The sequence below is a fragment of the Desulfosalsimonas sp. genome (assembly GCF_055149105.1).
This window is the reverse complement of record NZ_JBSRLA010000004.1, coordinates 42,154-63,308: the sequence shown is the minus strand read 5'-3', so window position 1 is coordinate 63,308 and position 21,155 is coordinate 42,154. Positions and strand designations below refer to the sequence as shown.

Below are 21,155 nucleotides of genomic sequence, written 5' to 3'. Positions count from 1 at the left end.
TGAAATATGTTTCACAAGCATTATCATTTGAGGCATACACGCTGAAACCGCCGGACGAACCGGCGACAGCAGGCTTATTGAAAAGCCCAAATCCATTTAAACGGAGGTTGTATGGATACGAAAAAAACCAAGGAAAAAACCCTTCCTGACATCAAAGACATCACCATTTGCGACTCAACCGGCCAAATGATTGAAAAGGCCCGAAAAGACGGAGTGGAGCTTTGTTTTGACCGGTCTGCGACCATGAAGGCCTGCCCCATCGGCGCGGATTCGGCATGCTGCAAGCACTGCGGCATGGGCCCCTGCCGGTTGAATGCCAAGGACCCTTATGCAAAAGTGGGAGTTTGCGGGGCCACCATTGACACCATCCAGGCTAGAAATTTCGGCCGAATGATCGCAGCAGGCGGTTCCGCCCACACCGACCACGGCATGGCCATGCTGGATCTGTTCCGGGAAGTGGTCAACGGCAAAATCACGGACTACACCATCAAGGACCCCATCAAGCTCAATGAAGTCGCCGCGTCCATCGGCATTGAAACCGGGGAGAAAACCACCGAGGAAGTGGCCCACGCACTTTATGAGGAACTGGAAAGAACCTATACCCAGGTGGAAGGCGAAATCCCCTTTGCCAAACGGGTTCCGCCCAAAACCCTGGAAACCTGGCGAAAGCTGGGCATCGTGCCCCGGGGCGCCATGCGCGAAATCATGGAAATGATGCACCGCACCCACATGGGCGTGGACCAGCATTATGAAAACATTATGAAACAGGGCAGCCGAACGGCTCTGTCCGACGGCTGGGGCGGCTCCATGGTGGCCACGGAAATCTCTGATATCCTGTTCGGCACCCCTGTACCGGTGGCCGCGGAAGTCAACATGGGCGTTCTCAAGGAAAATCAGGTCAATATCATCGTCCACGGACATGAACCCAACCTGTTTGAGTCCATGATGAGCTCTGTCAACTCCCAGGCCCTGATTCAGGCGGCAAAGGATGCCGGCGCCGAAGGCATCAACCTGGTGGGCATGTGCTGCTCTGGTGCGGAAATGCTGTCGCGCCACGGAATTCCCCACGCCGGCAACTTCACCTCCACAGAGGCGATCATGGTCACCGGTGCCGTGGACGCCATGGCAGTGGACGTGCAGTGCATCCAGCAGGGCCTGTCCAAGGTGGCTGACTGCTACGGCACCTATCTGTTTACCACCAACCCCAGGTGCCACATTGAAAACACCGAACACATCGAATTTCACGAACACGATCCGTCCTCGTGCACCGATGAAGTGGTCATCAAGGCCATTTCCCGGTTCAAATCCCGCAAATACCCGGTGCAGATTCCCAATATCCGCAACACCGGTATTCACGGATTTTCCTACGAATACATCAACTATATGCTCGGCGGAACCTTCCGGGGCTCCTATACACCGCTGAACGACAACATCATCAATGGCCGTATCCGCGGTGTGGCCGGAGTTGTGGGCTGCACCAACCCCCGGGTCAAGCAGGACTGGGTGCATGTGGAACTGGTCAAGGAACTGATCCGAAACGACGTGCTGGTGCTCCAGACCGGGTGTTCCCAGATCGCCCTGGCCAAGGAAGGCCTGTGCTCGCCTGAGGCGGCATACCTGGCCGGCCCGGGCTTAAGCGAAGTCTGCGAGGCTGTGGGCATGCCCCCGGTGCTGGGCATGGGTTCCTGTGTGGACAACAGCCGGATCCTGATCGCGGCAAGCGAGATGGTAAAAGTGGGCGGCCTGGGCGAAAGCATTGCCGAACTGCCCGTGGCCGGAGCAGCCCCGGAGTGGATGAGTGAAAAAGCCATCTGCATTGGCCAGTACTTTGTGGCTTCAGGGGTGTACACGGTATTCGGGGTCACATTCCCGGTCACCCAAAACACCCGGTTCCACGACCTGCTCTTCAATGGTCTGGAAAAACAGGGCCTTGGCAAATGGGGATTTACACCGGATCCCTATGAAATGGCAAAGAAAATGATCGCCCATATCGACTCCAAGAGAAAGGCCCTGGGCATTCACAAAACCCGGGAGCGCAAACTCGTGGACATGGCTGAGCGCCGGGAACTGGCATAAACCACAAACCGCATGTTTTGTTTGAATCCGCAGGGATTCTGTAGTATCAAATAAGCAAATGAAAAACCAAGGGGGGATCGCTCATTGATGAGGTCCCCCCTTGATGTATCATAAAACAAGCAGACCCTCTGAAATGAGTGAATACATCACCCATGACCAATCCGGCCGGTCCGTGGGCATTGTGGAAAAACAATTTTTCACCTTTGCCCAGCCGCCGGACGAAATGCCCCTTGACAGCGGCGCAAGGCTCGGGCCCGTCACACTGGCCTATGAGACCTACGGCACCCTGAATCCGGACCGCAGCAACGTGGTGCTGGTCCTCCACGCCCTGACCGGAGACAGCCATGCGGCGGGCTATTATTCAACAGACGATGACAAGCCGGGCTGGTGGGAAAACATGATCGGCCCTGGCAAGGGAATTGACACGGATCATTATTTTGTGGTCTGCTCCAACGTGCTGGGCGGATGCATGGGTTCAACAGGGCCCTGTTCTGTCAACCCGCAAACCGGCATGCCCTACGGCATGGATTTTCCCTTTGTCACCATCGGTGACATGGTCCGGGCCCAGAAGGCCCTGATGGAGCACCTGGGCATTGAAAAGATTTTATGCCTCATTGGCGGGTCCATGGGCGGCATGCAGGTGCTGCAATGGTGCGTGCAGTATCCGGAAAACGTCTGCGCGGCCATTGCCCTGGCCACTACCATGCGCCACTCCGCCCTGGCCATTGCATTCAACGAGGTGGCCCGCCAGGCCATCGCAGCCGATCCCAACTGGAACCAGGGCGATTATTACGGCAAAAAGCAGCCGGATGTGGGACTTTCCGTGGCGCGGATGATCGGGCATATCACTTACCTGTCAGACGAGGCCATGCGGCGGAAATTCGGACGGCGCCTGCAGGACAAAGAGGATTTTTCATACCAGTTTGACGTGGACTTCCAGGTGGAAAGCTATTTGCGCCACCAGGGGGCCAAGTTCGTGGAGCGCTTTGACGCCAACTCGTTTCTCTATATCACAAAAGCGGCTGATTATTTCGACCTGACCCGCTTTAGGGGTGCGGATTCCCCGGTAACCGTCTTTTCCGCAAGCCGGGCAAAATTCATGGTTGTCTCTTTTACCTCTGACTGGCTCTATCCCACTTACCAGTCCAGGGAAATGGTCCAGGCCATGAAAAAAAGCGGGCGGGACGTGAGTTTTTGTGAAATCGAGGCGGAATGGGGCCATGATGCCTTTCTGCTGCCCAATCAACGACTGACCGATCTGGTCAGAGGGTTTATCGACAGTGTCTATGAAGATACCGGAAAACAAGCTGCGCTTTGATCTGCAGGTCATTGCTTCCTGGATCACCCCCGGCTCCCGGGTCATCGGCCTTGGCTGCGGCGAAGGCGAGTTGCTGGCATACCTGAAAAATCACAAACAGGTCCGGGAAACCGGCATTGAGCTGGTGGAGGAAAAAGTGGTCAGGTGCATTGAAAAGGGACTGAGCGTCATCCAGGGCGATATCAACCAGGAAGTGCACGATTATCCGACAGGATCATTTGATTACGTAATTTTAAGCCAGACCCTGCAGCAGGTCTATGATCCGCTGACCCTGATCCGTTCCATGCTGCGCATCGGCAAGCAGGCCATTGTCAGTTTTCCCAATTTCGGTCACTGGCATGTGCGCCTGCAGGGGCTTTTTACCGGCCACGCCCCGGTAACCCCGCAACTGCCCTATCAATGGTATGACACTCCCAATATCCGCATTCTGTCCATCATGGATTTCCGGGCATTTGCCAGGGAAATGGGATTTATGATTCAAAAGGAAGTGGCCATTAACACGGACAAACAGGACAAAAGCGGCCGGATTGTGACAGCCCTTCCCAACCTGCGGGCCACCTATGGTATTTTTCTCATCAGCAGGAAAAAGGACCGGTTATGGGAACCCAGCACCTGATTTTGGGAAAAACCACGGACTTTCTCACGGGCCAAAGCCTTGTTGATACCCATGATGAAAGGCGGCGGCAGCAGCTTGCCCGGTTTCTGGTCGAAGAAAAAGGCTATGCCAAAAACGAAATACAGGCCCGGCAGCAGATGCAACTGGAACTCAACAAAAAGACCGGGCAGGTCTTTGTGGATTTTGTCGTGCATGCCGGTGACAGGCCCGTGATGCTGATTTTCTACCGGCCGGGCTCTATTGTGTCGCGCAGGCGGACAGCCGTGGCTGCAGCCCGTATTTTTTACGACAAAGCCATTGCCCGTGCAGTGGTGACCAACGCAGAGGATGCCGAGATCATTGACACGGCCACGGGGCGGGTGACCGCCACCGGCCTGAAAGCCATTGTTTCCAGAAGCGATGCGGCCCGGATCCTGGAAAGTCAACAGCCATTGGTGCTCTCGGCGCAGCGCCGGCATAAAGAAAAACAGATCCTTTTTGCCATGGAAGTGCTCACCCAAAAGGAGTGCGACGAATATACCTGTCAAAACATATAAGTGAATAAAATGACTGAAATTGCCCAACCCACCCATGTCATGGCGACCTATGCCGAATATGCAGAAGACCGGCGCAAGGACCGCAGCCAGGCTTTGATCACTGAAGAGCCCCTGTCCATACGCGTGGCCGGCAGCCCCTACTCGGTTGTCATGCGCACGCCCGGAGATGAAAACGCCCATGTGGCGGGATTCTGCCTGGCCGAGGGGCTTGTGGATCACCCGGAGGACATTGTCACCATCAGCTTTTGCACAGAGGACCAGACCAACGTGGCCACCCTGACGCTAACAGAAGAGCGGCGCATTCAGGCGGCCGGCCTGCTGGAGCGCAAGGGCTTTGTCAGCCAGACCAGCTGCGGCATCTGCGGCAAGGAAGTCATAGAAGACATTGCCCGGGTTCTTGTCCCGGTCAAGGCGGCCACTGTTTTTCCCATCAGCCGGATTATGGCCGGCGTGGAACAGCTGCCCGACTATCAGCCCCTGTATCGCAAAAGCCGCAGCTCCCATGCGGCCGTCATTTTCAGCCACTCCATGGAACCCATGGCCGCTGCCGAAGATGTGGGAAGACACAATGCCCTTGACAAGGCCATTGGCAAAGTGTTTATGCTAAACCAGATGAAAAACGCATGTCTGGCCATCATGTCTTCCAGGCTCAGCTATGAACTGGTGCAAAAGGCGGGACGAGCCGGCCTTGAAATGCTTGTGGGCATATCCCGTCCCACGGCCCTGGCAGTGGACCTGGCCCGGTCGGTGAACATGACCCTGGCCTGTGCAAAAGACGGCCGGCTGATGGTGTTTTGCGGGGATCACAGAATCGGGCAATCCGAGAGCCGGGATATTCCGGCTGAAAAATCATAAACAAGGATTCTTGTCATGCCCTTTGTCAACGTCCCCGGCCTGAAAGGCAAAGTCTACGTTCCGGAACAGGACCCGGATACGCCCAAAAAAAATCCCTGTCCGGACTGCTTTTCCTGCCAGATGTGCGCCGACAGCCGATGCCACGTATGTTTGAGGCAGAAAGGGCATAAACATGCATGCAAATGCAACACCTCTGAAACACCGGGGTCTTGCTGCAAAATCCCTCCGGACACAAAAGACCAAACCGCCGAAAACTGTTGATTCATCAAAGGATGCAACAATAATGTCAAAAACGCGATTGTTTTTTGTCATCCTGGCCGCATTGGGCCTTTTGTGCGCCTGCCAGGAGGCCGAAGAAAGGCGAAAACAGGCGCATTTCGACAAGGCCCGCAAATGCTTTGAAAAACAGGATTATATCTGCGCCAGAGACACCTTTCAAAAGGTAATCGAGATTGATCCGGATTTTGCATCGGCCTATTCCAGTCTCGGCGAAACCTACCTTCGCCTCGGCAATGTGGGTAAGGCCTTTACCACATTCAAAAGGGCCGGTGAGCTGAGTCCGGACAACAATGATATTCAGCTGCGCCTGGCAACCCTTTACCTGCTGCAAAAAGATTTTGCCAGGGCAAAGGCTCTGCTGGGAAAAATTCTGGAAAGGGACCAGGACAACCTCTCGGCCCTGTTTCTAATGGCGAGAATCCATACCCAGCAGCATCAGCTCGGCAAAGCCGTGGGGCTCTACAAACAAATCATAGATATCGATCCTTCAAGGGAGCGGGCCTACACCTCCCTGGCAAGCATTTCCATCCAGCGCCAGGACCCGCTGCAGGCGATTGAAATCCTGAAAAACGGCATAGATCAGAACCCCGAATCCCTTCCCCTGCGCCTCGGACTCTATGAGATCCACGCCCGGTCAAACAACCTTGAACAGGCTCGGGAAATCATTGAACAAGCTTTGGAAATCCGCCCGGAAGAACCCAAGCTCTACCTGCTCCTGGCCAATTTGTTTGTCAGTCAGTCCAGGAGGGAGGATGCTGAAAAAACCTTTCAAAAAGCCATTGAAGCCAATCCAAACAACATCCGCTCCTATCTGCTGACTGCCTCTTTTTATGCCAGCCAGGACCACCAGGAAAGGGCTCTGGCCCTGTACCAGAGGGCCCTGTCTTTGCAGCCGGAAAACGTCGGCCTGATGCTGGCCCTCTCGGATTTCTACCTGAGCCGCAACCAGCCGGACAAAGCCATGCATCACATCAACCAGGCCCTGAAAAAAAAGCCGGATTACCTGCCGGCCCACCTGTTAAAAGGCCGGGTTTTGATGGCCGAACGGCAGTACAATGCCGCTGTGGCCCTGTATGCCGACCTGCGGGAAAAATTTCCTGAACCGGATAAAATCAACTATCTCCAGGCTGTGGCCCATCTTCAGGCAGACGAGGTAAACGCCGCCAAGACAAGCCTTGCCAAGATCGGGCCCCAAAGCCCGGAATACCCGGCCGCCCGGCTCATGATGGCCCGGATTTACTACTCGGAGCGCAACCTGGCCCAGGCCATGGAAGCCTGTAAGCAGGCCCTGGCCGTATCACCGCGGAATCTGCAGGCCCTGGCCATGCTCGGTGACATTCATGCCAGCAAGCAGGACTACAAAACCGCAGAGGCCCTGTTTAAACGCATGATTACCATTGCCCCGGCCAATCCGGCCGGCTATTACAACCTGGGGCTCATCTACAGGCTCCACAAGGACTACAAAAACGCCGCTTCTGCATTTGAAGCCGCAGTGGCCCGGGACCCGAAACATTTGCAGGCCTTTGTCAATCTCGTGGAAATGCTGATTGCCGAAGACAGAATCGACATTGCTGTTGAGCGCTGCAATCAGCGCATTGAAAGATTTTCCGGAAAACCCCAAGGCCTGGCCCCGGTCCTGTATTTAAAAGGACGGCTTATGCTTTTGCAAAACCGGCCGGTAAAAGCCGAATCCCTGTTTAAACAGGCCATCCTCACAGACGAAAACCATCTGCCGGCCTATTACTCCCTTGCCGAACTCTACATCCAGCTCGGAGAAGCCCCCCGGGCAATTGAAAATTTCCAAGAGGCCGCCGGAAAAAATCCGGATCAGGTCATGCTGCCAATGATGCTTGGGATCCTGCATTATATGCGTCAGGACGATGAAAAAGCCATGGCCGGATACAGGCGCGCCCTGGAAATCAACCCGGAGTTTGCCCCGGCCGCAAATAACCTGGCCTATCTGCTGGCTGAAAAGGAACAGGATTTAAGCCATGCCATGGACCTGGCCAGGCGGGCCAAGGCCAATATGCCAGATGATCCGAGGGTGGCAGACACCCTCGGCTGGGTTTACTTTAAAATGGGCCTCTATGATGCAGCCGTGCGGGAATTTTCAGCAAGTCTGGAAAAACTGCCCGACAATCCCACAATCCTGTATCACCTGGCCATGACGTATCATAAAAAAGGAGACCAAAGCCGGGCCAAATCCACCCTGGAAAAAGCCCTGCGTCTTGAGCAGCATTTCGCGGAAGCCGATGAGGCCCGCAGACTGCTGGCCAATCTGAAAAACGAGAACGCGAATACCGGGATTCAATGAAACACCTGCCGTTTAAAATCATTATCCTGTGCATTCTGCTGCCGCCGGTTTTATACATGGCCACGGTATCCGTACTGGAGCACTATTTTACCGGCCGTTACGAAAAGGCTGTCAGCAATGTCTATCTCTCTGAGATGAATGCCGTGCTGGCCGGCTCCGTGCATCTCTCGGATGCCATCAATGATTCGGTCTCGGCCTACATCGACAGCAGCCGCATGGTGGACCTGGGCGTGAAACTGGATGTCACAGTTGCCACAAACCGGGGCACAATCCTGTATCCACCGGTTTTTCAGGATGAAATCGACGGCTCCATAGGCGAAGACCCCATGGAGATCGCCCAGCAGAACTTCCAAATGCTGGACAAGGGACTTTCCCTGGAGGTGGAAGCCACCATTGAGCCGCTTTCGATTTTTTCCGGGGGCCTGCTCATGGCTTATATCCTGATGTTCGGCGGGGGCCTCTATGTCAATTACCGTATGGCCGTGGCCAAAATCCAGCGGGAGGACCGGGAGAAAACCCAGGAGCTCGAGCGGCTGCACAACCTGGAAAACGAGTACGCCCGGCAGGTGACCAAGCTCGATTCCGAACGCCAAAACCTGATGAGCGAATACACGGAACTCAAACAGGCCCTGGATTCCCAGCGCCGGGAAGCCGAGCAAAACGAGGAAGACATGTTCGAGGAAATCGAGGATCTGGAAAACCGGCTTTCCCAAAACCTTTCAGAGCAGCAGCAGCAGCAGGATGAGATCTCGCGGCTCCAGCAGCAGCTCCAGGAACTGGAAAAACTCCGGGAAAACGTGGATCGTCAGAAGGAAAAGGAGGCGGAGCGGCTGGGCAAACGATTCAAGGCCCTTTACAAGCACGTGGAAATCTATGACCGGGCTTTGCGAGGAATGACCGAACTCACAGAGGACATGGCCCTGAAGGCTGAAGAGGTCATCCACCAGCTAAATGATGATGCCGCCATGGTAACGGTCAAGCGCAAGGTGTTTAACAAAAAGGGCAAGGCCACGGTTTTTGAAGTGGTTTTTTCCTACAACGGCCGGCTTTATTTCAGCAAGACCGACGCCAACCAGATCCACATCATGGCAGTGGGCACAAAAAACACCCAGAACCGGGACCTGGCCTACGTAGACCGCATGGCGTCGTAAAAAGCTTTGATTTTATTTTTTTGAACCTTGAACCTTGAACTTTGAACCTTGAACTTTGAACTTTGAACGAAGTTTCCTCCCGCCGTGACGCTCCCCTATCCCTGTTCCTTGTAACCGCAGCCCTTTTGCGCGCACTTGATGACCAGGCCCTCTTTTTTGGTCTCTTTTTCCACAAGATAGGGCGCACCACATTCCGGACACTGGCGATCCACCGGCTTGTCCCACAGGGCAAAGGTGCAGTCCGGATACCGGCTGCATCCGTAAAAAATCTTGCCCCGACGGGATTTGCGCTCCATGATCTCGCCGGTACAGCCTTCCTCCGGGCATGCCACACCGGTCGATGTTGCCGGGCCGCCGGAATGAAGGGAGCGGGTATGCTTGCATTCCGGATAGCCGCTGCAGGCAAGAAATTCCCCGTACCGGCCCTGCTTGACCACCATGGGCCGGCTGCACTTTTCACATACCTCGCCGTCGCTTTCGATCTCCGCAGGCTCCACCGGCTCGATGGCACCTTTTTCCGTGCGCGTGTAATTGCGCGACCAGGTACAGTCCGGATATCCCTCGCAGGCCAGAAAGGGTCCGTTTTTGCCCACCTTGATACGCGCTTCCTTACCGCATTCCGGGCACTTGAATCCCGTGGGCAACCCCAGACCCTTAACACTGAGCATGTTTTCCGCAGCCGAAAGCAGCCGCTGCTCAAACAGCTCGTAGAACTGCCGCAAAAGCTCCCGGGCTTCCTGCTCGTCGGATTCCACCTTGTCCAGGTCGTTTTCCAGCTTGGCAGTGAAGTCCACGTTCAGGATATCCGGAAAGTTTTCCACCAGCAGGTCCGTGATGATAAAACCCAGCTCGGTGGGATGAAAATAGCCCTTTAGCAGCTCCACGTATCCCTTTTCCCGGATGGTGCTTAAAATGGCGGCATAAGTACTGGGCCGGCCGATGCCGTTTTCCTCAAGCTCCTTGACCAGAGTGGCCTCGGAAAACCTCGGCGGCGGGGCGGTAAAATGCTGTTTGGGCTCAAGCTTCTGCAGGTCCAGGTTTTCTTTTTCCGTCATCTCGGGCAGCTGGCCTTTTTCCTTGTTGCTTTCAGCGGCCAGGGTGTCGTCTGCGGACTGGTAAAGGGCCAGAAATCCCGGAAACTTCACAGTGGAGCCCGATGCGGTGAGCTGATAGCCGGCTGCGGCAATGGCAATGCTTTTCTGGTCAATCAAGGCTTCAGCCATCTGGGAGGCCACAAACCGCTGCCAGATCAACTGGTACAGGGCCAGCTGATCTTTGGACAAAAACTTTGAAATCTTTTCCGGGGTATTGAACACGGATGTCGGCCGGATGGCCTCATGGGCATCCTGAGTGCGGTTCTTGTTGGCAAAAAAACGCGGCTTGGACAGGGCATAGTCCTTTCCGTGGCGCTGTAAAATCAGATCCCTTGCCTCGCCTGCGGCTTCCGCAGAAATCCGGGTGGAGTCAGTTCTCATATAAGTGATCAGGCCGACTGTCTCGCCGCCCAGGTCCACGCCCTCATAGAGCTGCTGGGCCACTGTCATGGCTTTTTTGGCCGAGAAGCGCAGCTTTCGGATGGCCTCCTGCTGGAGCTTGCTGGTGGTAAACGGCGGATACGGCCGGCGGCGGACTGTCTTTTTGGTGATCTTGTCCACCACGAAATCTGCATCTGCCAGTGCATCCCGGATCTGCATGGCAGTGGTTTCATCCGGGATGGAAATCTTTTTGCCCTTGTGTTTGGCCAGTTTGGCTTCAAACTCCGGAGGACTGCCGGCTTTCAGGCGGGCGGTGATCGACCAGTATTCCTCGGGCTCAAAGGCCTGGATGGCACGCTCCCGCTCGCATATCATGCGAACGGCCACGGACTGGACCCGGCCTGCGCTTAAGCCGTATTTGACCTTTTTCCACAAAATCGGCGAAATCTGATATCCCACCAGCCGATCCAGAATCCGGCGGGTCTGCTGAGCCTTATAGCGGTTCTCATTTAAGGCCTCGGGCCTGGAAAGCGCCTGTTTTACCGCGTTTTGGGTCAGCTCGTGGAACAATACCCGGTGAAACTGCCTGCCCTTTTTCTTGAGCACTTCGGCTGCGTGCCAGGCAATGGCCTCACCCTCCCGGTCCGGGTCAGGGGCCAGGTAGATGTCGGTGGCATCTCCGGCCGCGGTTTTCAGGGCCTTGATCACCTTCTGTTTGCCGGGTATGGTCACGTATTTGGGGTTAAAGCCCTGCTCCACGTCAATGCCCAGTTCCTTGGCAGGCAGGTCCTTGATATGGCCCACAGTGGAGGCCACGTTATACTGATCACCAAGATATTTCTTTATGGTTTTGACCTTGGTCGGGGATTCAACAATCACCAGCGGTTTGCTCACGTTTCAACTCCACGGATACAATAATATTTTCCGGGCATCTGTGTTACCATGCCCTTTAATTCAAGGTTTAACAAAACAGAGAGCAATGCGCCGGCATCCATGGACAGCTCCCTGGCCAGTTCATCTATATGGGCCGGATACGGATCGAGCGCATGGTATACCCGGGCTTGCTCGGCTGTCAAGTCCGGGACCTGGCTTTGGTTCTCCGGATGGCATTGTTCCGCACTCTCACTGCTTTTGGCCGACAGCAGCAGCGGTGCGATTTCTTCGATCACGTCCTGGGCCCGTTCCACGAGTTTGGCTCCCTGTTTGAGCAGGTTATGGGCCCCGGAACTCTTATAGGAATTGATATTTCCGGGTACAGCAAATACTTCCCTGTTCTGCTCTGCAGCCAGTCGCGCGGTGATCAGCGATCCGCTTTTTTTGGCCGCCTCCACCACCACCGTGCCCAGACACATCCCGGAAATAATCCGGTTGCGGGCCGGGAAATTGTAGCTGTTTGGCGGATCATCCACAGGCCGTTCGGATACAATAGTGCCTTGTTTGGAAATGTCAAAATAGAGTTTCCGGTTTTCGGGCGGGTAAATGACAGAAAGGCCGCTTCCGAGCACTGCAACGGTGCTTCCCCCGGCACCCAGGGCGCCCTGATGGGCGGCCGTATCAATGCCCCGGGCCATCCCGCTGACAATGGTCAGTCCCATGTCCGCCAGATCCGCGCTCAGCCGGCGGGCCATAGAAAAGCCGTAGCGGGTTGGATTGCGCGTGCCCACAACGGCAATGGCGGGTTCCGGATCCAGGGGGCGGCCGAATGCGTATAAATAGGGCGGCGGATCACTGATCCGGGAAAGACGCCAGGGGTACCGGGGATGATCAACCGCAATGATTTCGTATCCCCGCTTTTGACAGCGGACAATCTCCTGCTGCGCCTGCTGCCAGTTGCCGCCCTGCAGCACCGCCCGGGCAATTTTTGCGCTCATTCCCTCTACCGACAGCAACTTGGATTCATCTGCGCAAAAAACATTTTCCGGGGATCCAAAGCGTTCAACCAGACGCTTACAGGTCAGCGGCCCGACGCCCGGTGCCTGCCGCAGCGCGATCCATGCACAAACACGATCCTGATTGCCCCCCTTCCATACGTATCCAGACATCTTATTCCGACGCTGCCCGGGCGACTAAGCCGCATCCGGTGCCGCCGTCCCCTGAACCGGTGAAGCCCCGCCCTGCATAAACAGCAGCATCGGGCTGGCCACAAAAACAGAAGAATACGTGCCGATCACCACCCCGATGATCATGGCCAGGGCAAAATCATGGATAATGTCTCCGCCCAGAAAAAACAGGCAAAGCAAAACCATCAGGGTGGTGGAGGAAGTCAGGATGGTCCGGCTCAGGGTCTCATTGATGCTGCGGTTGATGTTGCCCTCCAGGCTGCTGCGGTTGTAGCGCCGGAAATTTTCACGGATCCGGTCAAACACGATAATGGTGTCATTGAGCGAATAGCCGATGATGGTCAAAAGGGCTGCCACGATGGGCAGGGAAAACTCCTTGCCCAGCAGGGTAAAAACCCCCACAGTGATGGTCACGTCGTGAATCAGGGCCACTGTGGCACCCATGGCAAAGCGCAGGTGAAGCTGGTAAAACAAAACCAGGCTGACAATCAGGGCCACAAGGATCAGAAACGGAATGCTGACGTTAAAAAGGGAAAACACATACACCGCCCCGATAAGGGCCCCGGCCGTGGCTGCGCTGAGCATCCATTTCATTTCAAAGCGGCCGGAAATGTAAATGGTAATAAACAGCAGCGCATAAAAAAGGGCAAACAGGGCCTTTTCCCGCAGGGTTTCACCCACCTGGGGGCCCACCATTTCCACCCGCCGGATTTCAGGATCTGCATTGGTGGATGCGGAAAGGGCTTTGCTTATATCTCCCGAAAAATCGTCTCCAGTGGACAAAGGATCATTGGTCCGGATCAAAAATTCATTATGCTCAGCCGCGCCAAACCGCTGCACCGCAGAGCCGCCCAGACCGATTTGATCCAGCCCGGTTTTGACATCGGCGATCTCCACTTTCTGGTCAAACTGCACCTGAACAATGGTGCCGCCCACAAAATCAATGCCGAAATTGGGCCCGGCATTGATCACCAGGGTGAGCAGGCTTGCGATCAACAGCAGCGCCGATATGCCGTATCCCAGGTATCGCCGGCCGATAAAATCAATATTGATCCCGGGTTTGATGATTTCCATACAAAGATCCTTATATGCTGAGAGTTTTCATGCGCCGAACGCTGTAGAAATAGTCAAATATCAGCCGGCAGGCAAACAGGGCCGTAAACAGGCTGGCCAGCACACCCAGGCTCAGGGTCACAGCAAAGCCCCGCACGGGTCCGGTGCCGAACTGATAAAGTACCAAAGCCGCAATCAGCGTTGTGACATTTGCGTCAAGCACAGCCACAGCGGCCCTGTCAAATCCGGCCGCAATTGCAGCAGCCGGCGTCTTGCCCAGACGCTGTTCCTCCCGGATGCGCTCGAAAATAATCACGTTTGCATCCACGGCCATGCCGATGGTCAGGATAATACCGGCAATTCCCGGCAGGGTCAATGTGGCGCCAAAAGCCGCAAGCCCGGCTGCAATCAGCAGTATATTGACCACCAGGGCCGTGTTGGCAATCATTCCGGCCAATTGGTAGTAAACCGCCATGAAAAGCAGCACCAGAACACTGCCAACAGCCATTGAAATCAGGCCCATGCGGATGGAATCATGGCCCAGAGACGGGCCCACGGTGCGCTCCTCGATAATTTCCACGGGTGCGGGAAGGGCGCCGGCGCGCAGGACAATGGCCAGGTCATGGGCTTCCTGCATGGAGAAATTGCCGGTTATGCGGGCGGTTCCGCCGCCGATTTTCTCCTGGATCACCGGGGCTGAATAAACATTGTTATCCAGCACAATGGCCAGCTGCTTTTTGACATTTTCCGCCGTGATCCGCTCAAAAATCCGCGCCCCCCTGCGGTCAAAGTCAATGGTCACGTAAGGCTCGTTATACTGTGGGTCGATCTTTACCCGTGCATCCTCCAGGTATGCGCCGGTCAGCAGCGTGTCTTTTTTCACCAGGTAGGGCCGGCGGCTCTCCTGGGCCGTATCGCCGCTCTGGTAAAGAATTTCACTGCCCGGCGGCACCTGCCCTTCCAGGGCCCGCTGAACCGAGTTGTCCTCATCGAGCAGCTTGAATTCCAGCTGGGCGGTTCTGCCGATCAGTTCCTTTGCCCGATCCGTGTCCTTGACCCCGGGAAGCTGGATTAAAATCCGGCGTTCGCCCTGGACCCGAATATCGGGTTCGCTTACGCCAAACTGGTCGATGCGGTTGCGTATGGTCTCAAGGGCCTGCTCTACTGCCTGCTCCCGGATCTGCCCGGCCCGCTCGGCCATGATGGCAATTTCCACATTCACATCGCCCTGGGTACTGGAGCTGGAACGGACCGTGACCTCTTCGAATTCACTTTCAATGAGATCCTCGACTTTTTCAACATCATCGGCGTCCATGAGCCCGATGACAAGCCCGTTGTCCCCGGAAGCCGCCATACGGCTGTGCCGGATGCGCTCTTTGCGCAGCAGGGTGCGCATCTCTCCCTGAATCCGGTCCAGGGTGCCGTCCACAGCCTTCTGGGTTTCCACCTCCAGGGCCAGGTGCATGCCGCCCTGCAGGTCCAGTCCCAGGTTGATCTGCTTGTTGGGCCAGATGCCGGGCTTAAATGTGGGCACCACATACACCACTGCCGCCAGAATGATACCCAGGACCACCAATACGCGCCACGTATAGCCTTTCAACACAAATACCCTTTCGTTTCTGTGTCCATCCCTGTTGCTTTTTATCCGATCTTTGGCATTGATATCCGGAAAATTATTCAGACTGGGCGGACTGGCTCAGGGCGGCAATGCTGCCCCGGGTTACCTTGACGCGGACCTTGTCGGCGATCTCAACAGTTGCCGTTGATTCGTCCAGGGAAGTGATGGAGCCGTGAATGCCCCCGCTGGTAATCACACGGTCGCCTTTTTTCAGGTTGTTGATCATTTCCTGGTGGGCCTTTGCCTTTTTCTGCTGGGGCCGGATGAGCAGGAAATAAAAAATCACAAACATCAAAATGATGGGCAGAAATGCGGCCAACCCGCCTCCCTGGGCAGCGCCCTCACCTGTCTGGCCCATGGCGTAAGCTAATTCAATCAAAATCCAACCTCCTTTTTAAACTGTTTTCTATGTCTGGTGGGCCTGTAAAAAGTCTTTTTTACAGGCAGTGTTAAGTTTTAAGTGATTAAGTGTTAAGTAAAATCAACTTGTTTTTAACGATTTTTTTTTCGGCTATTCGCACTCAATCCTGCTGTCGCCGGGCAGCATGTTGTTGTCGGTCTCAATGGAGACGGTGATTTTCCGGCGCATCTCCAGATCCAGGATTTCCCGCTTTTTGCGGTTGAGCAGATAAGTGGCCACCTCTGAAGGCAGATATCCCTTGACCGTGGTAACCCCGCTTTTAATCGTCTCCAGGCGCAGGCGCCGTAAAAATCCCAGTGCCAGGGATTCCACCGACTGTATCACGCCCTTTCCCTGGCAATACCGGCAGATTTCAAAATTCAGCGACCGGATCGACGGTCGGATACGCTGGCGGGACATTTCCAGAAGGCCGAATGCCGATATCCGGCCCACCTTGGTGCGCGCCTTGTCCGGCTTAAGTTCGTTTTTCAGGGTCTGCTCCACCCGGGCTTTGTGCTTGCGGTCCCGCATATCAATAAAATCGATGACAATCAACCCCCCGAAATCCCGCAGGCGCAATTGACGGGCCACCTCTTCGCCGGCCTCAAGGTTGGTCTGCAGGGCTGTGGCCTCGATTGAGGCCTTCTGGGTGGCCTTGCCGGAGTTGACATCAATGGAAACCAGGGCTTCGGTTTGTTCAATCACAATGGAACCGCCGGATTTGAGCTTGACCCGGTTGTCAAAAATCGAGGCGATCTGCTCTTCGAGCTGGTGCTTGGTAAAGATCGGCTTGTCAGCGGAATAGCGCTTGACAACTTTTTTGTGCTGGGGCGAGACAATCTGGATAAACTCTCTGACCTGCTGATAAACCGTGTCATCATCGATGAGGATTTCCTTGACATCGGTTGTAAACGAATCCCGGATGGCCCGGACGGCAACGGTCTGCTCCTTGTAGAGAAGCATCGGGGCCTTTTCCTCCACGGCCTTTTGCTGAATGTTTTTCCACAGCCGCATGAGATAGCGCACATCCTTGGAAATAATGGTCTTGTTGCTGCCCTGGCCGGCTGTGCGCACGATAAGCCCGTAATCTTCCGGCAAATCCAGGTTCTGGGTGATCTCCTTTAACCGCTTGCGCTCCTTCTCATCGGTAATCTTGCGCGAAACCCCGCGGTTTTTCGTGCCGGGCATCAGCACGGTGTTTCGGCCCGGAAGGGAGATATAGGTGGTGAGCATGGCCCCTTTTTCCATGATGGGATCATTGGTCACCTGAACGATGAGCTCCTGGCCACGCTTGACAACGTTTTTCAGGGACTGATTGCCCGACGGGTCGTCGTGGAAATAATCCGGATGAATTTCCTGCTTTTGCAAAAAACCGTTTTTTTCCGCCCCGTAGTCCACAAAGACCGCCTGCAGGCTCGGCTCCACCCTGGAGACCACCGCTTTGTAAATGTTTCCCTGGGTAATTTCCCGGGCGCTGGTTTCAATGTGAAACTCTTCCAGCCGGTTGTCCGTAACCGTGGCGATGCGGCATTCCTCCGGGTCCACGGCGTTGATGAGAATCTTGCTTGTCATATGCGGCTTTTTCCAGAATACTTCTTTGATTTTTTGCATCCAATGCGTCTGCATCAGGCCGATGGTGATGTGAGGTGCATGTGAATGTTTTTAAATTGTTCCAGATTTCCGGTTTTTCGTCGGCAACTTGTCCATAATGGCCGATTCAGGAGATAAATAGGAAATTGGCGCAGACAAGTCAAACGATTTCTGGCATTTTGATGCCTCAGGCTTGATATTTCATTTATCCTGTGGCATGAAAGTGGGAATTATCAACAATCACAAAAAAAGGGGCAGCAACCGAAAATGGATCAACGATACGACCCGCAAACCATTGAACCCAAATGGCAGCAGGTCTGGGAAAAGACCCGGGCCTTTTGCGCGGATGCCGACGCCTCCCGGGAAAAATATTATCTGCTGGAAATGTTTCCCTATCCCTCCGGGCGCATTCATATCGGGCATGTCCGCAACTATACCATCGGCGACGTGGTGGCGCGATACAAGCGGATGTGCGGCTATAATGTACTGCATCCCATGGGATGGGACGCATTCGGAATGCCCGCGGAAAACGCGGCCATTGCCAATAAAACCCACCCGGCCCAGTGGACCTGGGACAATATCGCAGCCATGCGAAAACAATTAAAACGCCTGGGCTTAAGCTACGACTGGGAAAGGGAACTGGCCACCTGCGATCCGAAATATTACAAATGGGAGCAGTGGCTGTTTATCCGTATGTATGAAAAGGGCATGGTGTACCGCAAGGAATCGCTTGTCAACTGGTGCGGGACCTGCAGCACCGTGCTGGCCAATGAACAGGTGGAAAACGGCGAGTGCTGGCGATGCGGACGGCCCGTCAAACAGAAGAAACTCTGGGGATGGTTTTTCAAGATCACCGACTATGCCGATGATCTGCTGGAGTACTGCGAAAAACTGCCCGGATGGCCGGAAAAAGTGCTGACCATGCAGAAAAACTGGATCGGCAAAAGCACCGGCGCGGAAATCCGCTTTCCTGTCAGCGGCACAGATGAGGTCATAGACGTTTTTACCACCCGGCCCGATACCATCTACGGGGCCACCTACATGGTGCTGGCCCCGGAACACCCGCTGGTCCGAACCCTTTCCCGCGGCACCGGGCAGCAGGAGGCAGTGGATGCGTTTGTCGACCGTATGGCGGCGGAAAGCCGCACCGACCGGATGCTGGAAACAAAGGAAAAAGAAGGCGTGTTTCTGGGCACCTGGTGCACCAACCCGGTCACCGGCACGCAAATCCCTGTTTATACTGCCAATTTCGCCCTTATGAAATACGGCACCGGCGCAGTCATGTCCGTGCCCGCCCATGACCAGCGGGATTACGAATTTGCCAAAAAATACGGCATTGACATTATCGTTGTGATCAAACCGGAGGACCTCTCCGTTGAAGAAACCGCAGCAACGCAGGCCTATACCGGCGACGGGACCATGGTCAATTCCGGCCCGTTTGACGGCATGCACAACCGTAAAGCCTATGAAGACCTGATTGCCTATTTTGAAAAACACGGCCTGGGCAAGCGCAGCATCACTTACCGCATCCGGGACTGGGGTATTTCCCGTCAGCGGTACTGGGGGGCGCCGGTGCCCATGATCCATTGTGACACATGCGGCATCGTGCCGGTAAAAGACGCGGATCTTCCGGTAGTGCTGCCGGAAAACATTGATCTGCTCGACGGCGGGGGCTCACCGCTTGCCTCCCATGAGGCCTTTGTCAACGTCACCTGTCCGAAATGCGGGGCCGCAGCCAGACGCGAAACCGACACCATGGATACATTTGTGGAATCATCGTGGTATTTTGAACGCTACTGCAGCCCGCACTGTGATACGGCCATGTTTGACAAAAAGGAAGTCGCGTACTGGATGCCCGTGGACCAGTACATCGGCGGCGTTGAGCATGCGGTCATGCACCTGCTTTACTCCCGGTATTTTACCCGGGTATTAAAGGACATGGGCCTGGTGGATTTCAAGGAACCTTTCACCCGCCTGCTCACCCAGGGAATGGTGTGCAAGGAAACCCAGCACTGCCCGGAACACGGTTTTTTGTATCCCGAGGAAGCCGGGGCGCGCGGTGAATCGGTTTTCTGCAAAAAATGCGGCCAACCCGTGGAAGTGGGACGGGTGGAAAAAATGTCAAAATCCAAGAAAAATATCATTGATCCCAATGAACTGGTGGCCCGCTACGGTGCGGACACGGTCCGGCTGTTCTGCCTGTTTGCCGCCCCGCCCGAGCGGGACCTGGAATGGAGTGAACAGGGGGTTGAAGGCGGTTTCCGTTTTTTAAACCGCATCTGGCGGCTGGCCTCGGCATGGATTGTCCGATTCAGACAAACCCGGGCTTTCACCGATGCACCCGATGACCTGGATGAAAACATCCGGCCCCTTTACATCAAGACCCATCAGACCATCAAAAAGGTCACAGACGACATCGAAGCCCGGTTTCATTTTAACACGGCCATCAGTGCGGTCATGGAACTGGTCAATGCCATGTATCAGGCCGAAACCCGGGGCATCTCCCCGGAAACCCCAGATGATACAGCTGCGGCCGTAATGCGCGGAGCCATGGAAACCACCCTGCTGCTGCTTGCACCGGTGGTTCCCCATTTTACGGAAGAACTCTGGGCCGCCATTGGATATGAACCCGGCAGCCTGGCCAATCAATCCTGGCCCGCCTGGCGAACAGATGCGCTATCCGCAGACACCCGTCTGATCGTTGTGCAGGTAAACGGCAAGCTGCGGGCCAAATTTGAAATCGATGCAGAGGCAGATGACGAGGCATTAAAGGTTCGGGCTCTGGAGGATGAAAACGTGGCGCGCTTTATCGCCGACAAGCCGGTAAAAAAGGTGATCACAGTCAAACACAAGCTGGTGAATATCGTTGTATAATACCCAAAAGAACACCTGCAGACGCAAAAGGCGGCTGTTTTCTGTATTGGCGGCTCTCGCCGCCATGGCGATGCTTGCCGCGGGCTGCGGGTACCGACTGGCCGGCGGCGGCAGCCTCCCCGGGGATGTCCGGCGGATCGCAGTGGAAACATTTACCAACCGCACCGGTGAGATCGGCATCGAAGCCGTGTTCACCAATGACATCCTCTACGAGATCACGCGCACGGACAAGGCCACAATAAGCGACAAAAACCGGGCCGACGCGGTTCTTACCGGGGTGATCCGCTCTGCGCGCAGCAGCAGCATCTCCCACAGCGCAGCTCATGAAACTTCAGAAGAGCGGGTGACCGTAGTGGTGGATGTCAGACTTGTCAGCACAAGCGGCGAGACCCTGTGGTCTGCAAGCGGCATCTCAGCCTCGGAGGAATACGCGGTGGCCGGCGACAACATGGGCACTGAACAGAACAAAAAATCCGCTGTGGCCAAGCTCTCGGGCCGGCTGGCACAGCGGATTTATTATCGGATGACCGACGATTTTTAAAAAAGAGCGTTAAAACCCTTATACAGAGCGGTTTGCCCGCCGGTTTAACCTTGAAATTCTGCGGGCGGCGGTTTTTTTGTGAATTACGCCTTTGCGGGCCGCCTTGTCAATGACAGACTGGGCTTTTTGAAGCTCTGAGCTGACATCTCCCTGACCCTTTGCCGCTGTGAGCACGTTTTTAACCGAGGTCTTGACCTGGGTTTTGACCATTCGATTGCGCATGCGGCGCATGGTGTTCTGCTTGATTCGCTTCAGCGCGGATTTGTGATTTGCCAATGCTCCAATCTCCTTGTATCTTTTTTATACGTTGGCTTTTGTTCTTTGGTTGCGATTTGTTTGAAAATAAAATAGCGTAATTTGTCTCTATACCCCCTCAAAAAAGTTGTGTCAAGCCAAAAC

Annotated in this window: 16 protein-coding genes; 9 read left to right on the top strand and 7 right to left on the bottom strand. The window is 55.1% G+C overall.

What is annotated here, in order from left to right:
• Nucleotides 1–111 precede the first annotated feature (111 nt).
• From cooS to ACTCIA_RS01735, 7 genes are all read left to right on the top strand, one after another.
• Nucleotides 112–2,076 carry an anaerobic carbon-monoxide dehydrogenase catalytic subunit gene (gene cooS / locus ACTCIA_RS01765; RefSeq protein ID WP_463000088.1) on the top strand — a complete coding sequence of 655 codons (1,965 nt, stop codon included), beginning with the start codon at nucleotides 112–114 and terminating at the stop codon, nucleotides 2,074–2,076.
• Between the two features lie 133 nt (nucleotides 2,077–2,209).
• Nucleotides 2,210–3,394, top strand: a complete 1,185-nt coding sequence (gene metX, locus ACTCIA_RS01760) for a homoserine O-acetyltransferase MetX (RefSeq protein WP_463000087.1) — start codon at nucleotides 2,210–2,212, stop codon at nucleotides 3,392–3,394.
• Nucleotides 3,363–4,010 (top strand): methionine biosynthesis protein MetW, encoded by a 648-nt coding sequence (metW, locus tag ACTCIA_RS01755; protein ID WP_463000112.1) that lies wholly within the window; start codon nucleotides 3,363–3,365, stop codon nucleotides 4,008–4,010. The genes metX and metW overlap by 32 nt, the downstream gene beginning before the upstream one ends.
• Complete coding sequence (locus tag ACTCIA_RS01750; RefSeq protein WP_463000086.1) at nucleotides 3,992–4,546, top strand: type I restriction enzyme HsdR N-terminal domain-containing protein; 555 nt, start codon at nucleotides 3,992–3,994, stop codon at nucleotides 4,544–4,546. The genes metW and ACTCIA_RS01750 overlap by 19 nt, the downstream gene beginning before the upstream one ends.
• 9 nt (nucleotides 4,547–4,555) lie before the next feature.
• On the top strand, nucleotides 4,556–5,401 hold the full coding sequence (fdhD, locus tag ACTCIA_RS01745; RefSeq protein WP_463000085.1) for a formate dehydrogenase accessory sulfurtransferase FdhD: 846 nt from the start codon (nucleotides 4,556–4,558) through the stop codon (nucleotides 5,399–5,401).
• Nucleotides 5,402–5,684: 283 nt separating this feature from the next.
• On the top strand, nucleotides 5,685–7,994 hold the full coding sequence (locus ACTCIA_RS01740) for a tetratricopeptide repeat protein (protein ID WP_463000084.1): 2,310 nt from the start codon (nucleotides 5,685–5,687) through the stop codon (nucleotides 7,992–7,994).
• Nucleotides 7,991–9,145: a hypothetical protein gene (locus ACTCIA_RS01735; RefSeq protein WP_463000083.1), complete on the top strand. Its 1,155-nt coding sequence runs from the start codon at nucleotides 7,991–7,993 to the stop codon at nucleotides 9,143–9,145. The genes ACTCIA_RS01740 and ACTCIA_RS01735 overlap by 4 nt, the downstream gene beginning before the upstream one ends.
• 95 nt (nucleotides 9,146–9,240) lie before the next feature.
• Here ACTCIA_RS01735 and topA read toward each other — a convergent pair whose 3' ends face one another.
• The 6 genes from topA to ACTCIA_RS01705 all read right to left on the bottom strand — a co-directional run bounded on the left by topA (nucleotide 9,241) and on the right by ACTCIA_RS01705 (nucleotide 17,323).
• The gene (gene topA, locus ACTCIA_RS01730; RefSeq protein ID WP_463000082.1) at nucleotides 9,241–11,514 is read right to left on the bottom strand and encodes a type I DNA topoisomerase; all 2,274 of its coding nucleotides are present in this window, start codon (nucleotides 11,512–11,514) and stop codon (nucleotides 9,241–9,243) included.
• Nucleotides 11,511–12,662 carry a DNA-processing protein DprA gene (gene dprA, locus ACTCIA_RS01725; protein WP_463000081.1) on the bottom strand — a complete coding sequence of 384 codons (1,152 nt, stop codon included), beginning with the start codon at nucleotides 12,660–12,662 and terminating at the stop codon, nucleotides 11,511–11,513. Before dprA ends, topA begins: the two co-directional genes overlap by 4 nt.
• Before the next feature lie 24 nt (nucleotides 12,663–12,686).
• Entirely contained in the window at nucleotides 12,687–13,754 is a 1,068-nt protein-coding gene (gene secF / locus ACTCIA_RS01720) for a protein translocase subunit SecF (protein ID WP_463000080.1), read from the bottom strand.
• Nucleotides 13,755–13,764: 10 nt separating this feature from the next.
• Entirely contained in the window at nucleotides 13,765–15,336 is a 1,572-nt protein-coding gene (secD, locus tag ACTCIA_RS01715; protein WP_463000079.1) for a protein translocase subunit SecD, read from the bottom strand.
• A 70-nt stretch (nucleotides 15,337–15,406) separates the two neighbouring features.
• Nucleotides 15,407–15,730 carry a preprotein translocase subunit YajC gene (gene yajC, locus ACTCIA_RS01710; protein WP_463000078.1) on the bottom strand — a complete coding sequence of 108 codons (324 nt, stop codon included), beginning with the start codon at nucleotides 15,728–15,730 and terminating at the stop codon, nucleotides 15,407–15,409.
• 132 nt (nucleotides 15,731–15,862) lie between these two features.
• On the bottom strand, nucleotides 15,863–17,323 hold the full coding sequence (locus tag ACTCIA_RS01705) for an Rne/Rng family ribonuclease (RefSeq protein ID WP_463000077.1): 1,461 nt from the start codon (nucleotides 17,321–17,323) through the stop codon (nucleotides 15,863–15,865).
• 285 nt (nucleotides 17,324–17,608) lie between these two features.
• On the opposite strand from ACTCIA_RS01705, the gene leuS reads away from it, so the two are divergent.
• A complete protein-coding gene (gene leuS, locus ACTCIA_RS01700) occupies nucleotides 17,609–20,215 on the top strand; it encodes a leucine--tRNA ligase (RefSeq protein ID WP_463000076.1) in 2,607 nt (868 codons plus the stop codon).
• A gap of 46 nt (nucleotides 20,216–20,261) precedes the next feature.
• On the top strand, nucleotides 20,262–20,756 hold the full coding sequence (lptE, locus tag ACTCIA_RS01695; protein WP_463000075.1) for an LPS assembly lipoprotein LptE: 495 nt from the start codon (nucleotides 20,262–20,264) through the stop codon (nucleotides 20,754–20,756).
• Nucleotides 20,757–20,774: 18 nt separating this feature from the next.
• On the opposite strand, the gene rpsT is transcribed toward lptE, so the two are convergent.
• On the bottom strand, nucleotides 20,775–21,032 hold the full coding sequence (gene rpsT / locus ACTCIA_RS01690; RefSeq protein WP_463000074.1) for a 30S ribosomal protein S20: 258 nt from the start codon (nucleotides 21,030–21,032) through the stop codon (nucleotides 20,775–20,777).
• Between the last annotated feature and the right edge of the window lie 123 nt (nucleotides 21,033–21,155).